This window comes from Alkaliphilus hydrothermalis (assembly GCF_016908555.1).
Taxonomy (GTDB): domain Bacteria; phylum Bacillota; class Clostridia; order Peptostreptococcales; family Natronincolaceae; genus Alkaliphilus; species Alkaliphilus hydrothermalis.
Genome location: NZ_JAFBEE010000040.1, coordinates 1 through 5,823, shown reverse-complemented (window position 1 = coordinate 5,823; position 5,823 = coordinate 1). Strand labels below are relative to the sequence as shown.

5 protein-coding genes and 1 rRNA gene are annotated in these 5,823 nt (G+C 33.2%); all 6 read right to left on the bottom strand.

The window, feature by feature from the left end:
- Nucleotides 1-364 precede the first annotated feature (364 nt).
- Entirely contained in the window at nt 365-1,231 is an 867-nt protein-coding gene (locus JOC73_RS14870; RefSeq protein ID WP_204404661.1) for a DUF4438 domain-containing protein, read from the bottom strand.
- 188 nt (nt 1,232-1,419) lie between these two features.
- Nucleotides 1,420-3,699 carry a thiamine pyrophosphate-dependent enzyme gene (locus JOC73_RS14865; RefSeq protein ID WP_204404659.1) on the bottom strand — a complete coding sequence of 760 codons (2,280 nt, stop codon included), beginning with the start codon at nt 3,697-3,699 and terminating at the stop codon, nt 1,420-1,422.
- Between the two features lie 16 nt (nt 3,700-3,715).
- Nucleotides 3,716-4,708, bottom strand: coding sequence for a 2-oxoacid:acceptor oxidoreductase family protein (locus JOC73_RS14860; protein ID WP_204404657.1), 993 nt, complete (start codon nt 4,706-4,708; stop codon nt 3,716-3,718).
- Nucleotides 4,709-4,767: 59 nt separating this feature from the next.
- Nucleotides 4,768-4,974 carry a hypothetical protein gene (locus JOC73_RS14855; protein ID WP_204404655.1) on the bottom strand — a complete coding sequence of 69 codons (207 nt, stop codon included), beginning with the start codon at nt 4,972-4,974 and terminating at the stop codon, nt 4,768-4,770.
- Between the two features lie 280 nt (nt 4,975-5,254).
- Nucleotides 5,255-5,428, bottom strand: a complete 174-nt coding sequence (locus JOC73_RS14850) for a hypothetical protein (RefSeq protein WP_204404653.1) — start codon at nt 5,426-5,428, stop codon at nt 5,255-5,257.
- Nucleotides 5,429-5,730: 302 nt separating this feature from the next.
- Nucleotides 5,731-5,823 (bottom strand): 5S ribosomal RNA (gene rrf / locus JOC73_RS14845); the annotation flags it as partial.

Below are 5,823 nucleotides of genomic sequence, written 5' to 3'. Positions count from 1 at the left end.
TTCAATGTTATCTTTTTCCAAAGAACCGTATCGCTACTTGTTCTTTCGAAGCAGTTTATACATCATAACACCTTATGGGTATTATGTCAACACTCATTTAAAAAATTAATAGATTTAATCTAAGTGGTTTTGTAAACATCTTATTCTATACTGTATTATTGTATTAATTCATTTGTTTTATACATAATATATAAAAGTTCCTTAGTTTATTTAGTTCTTTAAAAATTTCATTCTCACACATTTATAAGGCACTATACCCTCAGTCGATTTGTAAAGGTATAATGCCCTCATCTCGCTTTGTTAAAATAATAAATTAAACTTTAATTATACTATTTTATATTAGAAAAGAATTTAAGACCTATAGCTAATCTTGGACACTTAAATAATTAGCTATGTTAGCATTTGAATCCTTAACCCCTTTTATCTTTGTAGTTTTGCTTGACATAATAACAGTTACCCCTGGCCCATGTCCTGATTTAATACAGTCACTATGAACCACCACTCCAACTGATACTGCTCCTTTTAAGTACTCACGTCCAAATGTGTTATCACAATCTCTTAATAAAACAATATCTCCAAATCTTAGTTTGTCTATACCAAACTCTTTATTTGCCTCTGAATCACCTGTCATTATATCATAATCTCCAGAAAAAGCTGTAGGAGAGCCAATACCTGATCCCATTAAATATGCTGGAACTTCAGTTACGATAGGAATTTCTAAAATTCCTTCATTATCTACTGTTATTCCTAGCTTTTCAAATAATTCTGGATCAATATTCATACATTTAATATCTTCATGACTAACGATTTCTAGTCCTTGCCCCTGTGCTTTGATCAGGATAGTATCATTAATTGCCATCTTTTCAAGGTCACTCTTTTTAAAATAAATGAGAACGTGATCAATTCCACCATGTTTTCCAGTCACAAATCCCTTTGCTCCCTTAGCATCCCCTGTTATTACCCTTGCTTCGTTTCCTATACATGCCAACAGGTTTAGTGCTATATTTTCAGCATCATTTTCACTCTGAATACTTACACCCGGTTCTACATGATCACCAACCCAACCCATACAAGTGTCTCCTATCTGAACATTGTATGTTATTCCTCCAGTTGCTGGTAATATCTGAGGCATTCCATTTCTATTTATACGATAAGGATTTTTTCCAGCTCTAGGACTATGTATTTTACCTTGTACAGATTGAATTACTAATAAACTTCTATTTGTTTTCATTTTAATCCCTCCCATTTATGCTTCAATACATAAATTTTCTATATACCACAAAGAAAGTCCTTCCTTGTTTAACTTATTTTTATTAATTTACATTTAAGAAAGGAAACCCTTTTCATAGGATTTCCTTTTATTGAACTTACTACATTTGATTTATCTAGATATATCTTTTAAAGCTTTATTTGAAGTGATTATAATAATGGATGCTCATCATAAGCTTTTAGCCTATTCCATCTTCTATCTACTTCATTTTGTATGCTATCAAGTTGGTCTTTATGATTTGCTTTGAGTAAGTGCTTAGTAACGCCTAATCTTTCAAAGAACTTAGATACAGGCATTTTCTTTTGAGCTTTTTCAGGGTCATAAGTTATCTTAGTGATACCATGATATATTTCAAATAAAGGGAAGTAACAACTTTCTACTGCTGTACCAATTACACTTCTTTGTTCTTCTGGTGGGCTTTTCCAGTTTAGAGGACAGGCTGATATGGCCTTGATATATGCTAATCCTTCTTTCTGGGCTACATATTGAGCTTTAGCCGCCTTTTTGACATAATCGACAGGATGTGATTCAGCAACAGTTGCAACATAAGGTATATGAGTTCCTGCCATAATCATTGGTGTATCTTTGTGGAATGTACTTCTTCCCCCATGTTTTTGGAAGGTACTCTTACCATCAAATGCAGGACCAACAATAGATGTCTTGCTTTCTGCCAAGTGGGGAGTTGTGTAAGAAAGCTGGTATCCAGTATTCATGTATCCTCCATTATCATACTCAAATATAATCATGTTATGGTTTCTCAAGGCTGTTCCTATGGCAGGTCCCATTCCTATATCCATACCCCCATCACCACTGACCATTACAAAAGTAATTTCTAAATTTGGATCTAACTCACCACGTCTTTGTTTTTCATGAAACATCTCAACTACTCCACTTAAAGTAGCTGCCCCATTTTGGAAAAGGTTATGTATATAGGTTGTTCTAAAAGCTGTATTTGGGAAAGCCGTTGTTACTACCATCCCACAGCCTGTATGAAATAAGAAAACTACATATCCCTTCAGTCCCTTTGTTAATAGGTTTAGATTTGGAAATATACCACACCCAGGACAAGCTTGATGTCCTGGAGAAATCCTCTTTGGCATTACAGTTAAACTTCTTGTATTAACACCCTTAACATTTAAAGTATTTGTTTTTTCATCTTTTTCTACAGTTAAGTTATTTTCAAAATAATCACTTACAACATTCTCTACGTATTTTTTGGGTTCATAATGCTTGTTACCTTCATAAGCACCTATGTAGTCAAATTCCTTTTCTACTTTACCATCTTTAGTTACCTGTAATGCTTCTTCTAATAGTTGAATGGCGTCATCTACATAAAACTCTTTACCACCGACTCCATAAATCCTACTAAATATTTGAGTTTTATTATCTGGATCATCTTTAAGGGTTGCACGAATCTCAATACTCATATTACCTGCTTTTGCACCATAGCTTTCTTGACGATCAGCAACACAAAGGCCTTTTACATTTTTAAATGCCTTCTGGATTTCATTTTTAGGCCAAGGTCTAATAACATTAGCTGATACTACCCCTACTTTTTTACCTTGTTCTCTTAATATATCCACTGCTTCTGTAGCTGTATCAAATGATGAGTTGAGTATGAATAAACAGGCCTCGGCATCTTCCATTTTATAAGTTTCTAAAAGATTATAGTATCTACCAGTTAATCGCCCATACTCCTCCATTACCTTTGGTAATACTTCATAAGCCTTGTCCATTGCTCGGCTTAATTGTACTTTATTGTTTATCAAGTCAGGCTCATTCATATAGGGTCCAAAGGTTATTGGATTCTCCGGATCTAAGGCAGTGTACTTTGGTTTATATTCTCCAATAAAATCTTGAACATGCTGGTTCTCTTTAAAAATATAATTTCTTCTTTTTTGATGACTTGTAAAGAATCCATCACTCGTAATAATTACAGGAAGCATAACATCTGGATGTTCAGCTACTTTGGTACTTATTATATTAAAATCATAGACTCTTTGAGGATCTTTTGCCATAAGGATAACCCAACCAGCGTTTAGTGTGTACATTATGTCACTATGGTCACCCTTAATATCTAATGGTCCTGATACAGACCTTGCTACTACATTTAGAATCATAGGAGCTCGGGTCCCCGACTGTACTGGTAATTGTTCTAAAGCATATAGTAATCCATTAGCTGATGTCGCATTTATTACTCTTCCTCCACCTAAAGAAGCACCATAACAAATTCCTGCTGCTCCATGTTCCCCGTCAGCGGGAATTAATACAATTTCATGATGTCCTTCAGCTTTGTGAGCGCTTAATTCTTCTGGTATACCAGTCGATGGCGTTATAGGAAAATATCCCATAACATGAAAGTTCATCTGAGTGGCAGCTAAGGCAGCCATTTCATTACCGTTCTTAAAGACAGTTTCCTGCTCTCTCATAACCTATCTCCTTCCATTATAACTTAGCAGTCATTTTTTCTATTTCATGGTCTGCTTCCAGTTCTTCTGTTAAAGCTTCTACAGGACAAACATCCACACATCTAAGACATCCTTTGCAATATTGATAGTCTAACCCTATATTGAACATAAGTGTTTTGCCTGTTTTAGAGTCCTCTTTTGGTTCAAATTTAAAACAGTAATCTGGACATGTTGTTTCACACATTCCACAATGAATACATCTACCTTCATGGAATAAAGGTATTTTTCCTTGTCTACTAGATTGATTATTCTTAACTACATTGCTTCCTGCCTCAAGGATTATTCCTCCAATTGGAGCATTTTCGTACCCCCACTCACTTTTTGTTTCATTAAAAGGGATAAATGGAAATCTGCCGTCCTCGTCAAATTGGTCTATTGCAACCCTTTCATAACCTGCCTCAAAACCCCTTAAGTTTGCTTCTAACTGATTTTTATACTTTTTACCAAATGTTTCTTTAATAGCTTCTCTCATCGCTTCTTTGTCCATAAATTCCATTGCCTTAGTTATGGCACCAATCATAACAACATTCATTCTAACTTTTTCTTCATATGCGATTTTAATTGCATCTACTGTAATAACACTACCACCAGATAACCTTAAGTATTCTCTTGCTTCTTGAGGTGATTTATCTGTATTGATTACCACTGTAGAATTTGATTTAACACCAGCAGTTATTGGTAACCTAGCTGCAAGATTTTCATGAAAAACACCTAAAATATGAGGCTCAGTTACAGGACTATTAATTCTAATTGGCTTATTCGCATCACAATATCTGATATACGAACTAACTGGTGTCCCTTTTTTTTCAGAACCATAACTAGCAAAGTTAGATCCATTAAATCCCATTCCAACTACGCCAGCTTCAGCAATGATTTTACCCGCTACATTTGCCCCCAATCCACCAATACTTTCTAAGCGTATCTCAAAAAAACCAAACTGATTTTTACTGGGTAAAGCACCTTTCTGCATATAAGTTCCTCCTTTACAAGCGTATTATCTATTCTCAATTACAATAAAGATTATAAATTTTATTGCGATATTTCATTTATATAATTTTTTAATTGAGCCCCCTCTTCTTGACTACACTTCAAAACTTTAGTATTTTCTGTACTAAAGTTTTTTAAGTATACAGTAAACTGCTTGTCTTTTTCGTCTGTCTCATAATAAACACATCTATATCCTTTTTCATAGGATTGTTGAAAGTCTTTTATTATTCTGTTCTGATCATTTTTCATAGCAATTTTCCTTCCTTATTCACAATTAGAATATCTAGCTGAGATTCCCATATAATGATAGAATAATCAAAACCTAATATCTTTATTCATTTTCATTGACTAATTATTTATTAGAACTACTGCTTTAAATGTATTATTAAATAAATCATAACAAAACTATTATTACTTTTTTCTCCTGCTCTGTAAGAATTATATAACTCATGTTTTTAATAAATCATGAAAAAAACCCTTAATTGTAGCTTTTTATTTTCTACAATCAAGGGTTTTTATATACATTTTTTTATTTATATGATTCTTTATACATTGTTGCTATTACTTTCATAAATAAATCTAAAGTTTTTATCCGTTCTTCTTCTTCAGAGTGATTTTGAGTGTTTTCAATACTAGCAGTTTCTTTTATTCTTGTCTTTGTTTCTCTATATTTCTTTAAATTAATTACTTTATTGTTACCCACAAAATCACTTCCTTTCCATTCAATTAATTGAATTAATAAAATGACATATTCTCAAAGTATTTTTCTCTTAATAATATTTTCTACTTTTATTAAAAAAATCCTGCAATTTTAGGTTCTAAATATTTTTTATTATTTATCGGTCTTTTAAATTATGGTGTTATTTACATTTTAAATAGACTAATCCAAGCATGTGCTTAAAGTTGCCTATACCTAAATACATATACCCTTAATAAGGTTGATCATTATTCTAATTCTCTATATAATAGAAAAACTGTCTACGTATATAGACAGTTTTTCTAGAAATACCGCGACGTCCTACTCTCCCAGGAGGCTGCCCTCCAAGTACCATCAGCGCAGAAGAGCTTAACTACTGTGTTCGGGATGGGAACAGGTGT

Excerpts from the sequence above, each read along its gene's own strand:
- JOC73_RS14870 (WP_204404661.1), bottom strand. The coding sequence starts at position 1,231 with ATGAAAACAAATAGAAGTTTATTAGTAATTCAATCTGTACAAGGTAAA.
- JOC73_RS14865 (WP_204404659.1), bottom strand. The coding sequence starts at position 3,699 with ATGAGAGAGCAGGAAACTGTCTTTAAGAACGGTAATGAAATGGCTGCC.
- JOC73_RS14855 (WP_204404655.1), bottom strand. The coding sequence starts at position 4,974 with ATGAAAAATGATCAGAACAGAATAATAAAAGACTTTCAACAATCCTAT.
- JOC73_RS14860 (WP_204404657.1), bottom strand. The coding sequence starts at position 4,708 with ATGCAGAAAGGTGCTTTACCCAGTAAAAATCAGTTTGGTTTTTTTGAG.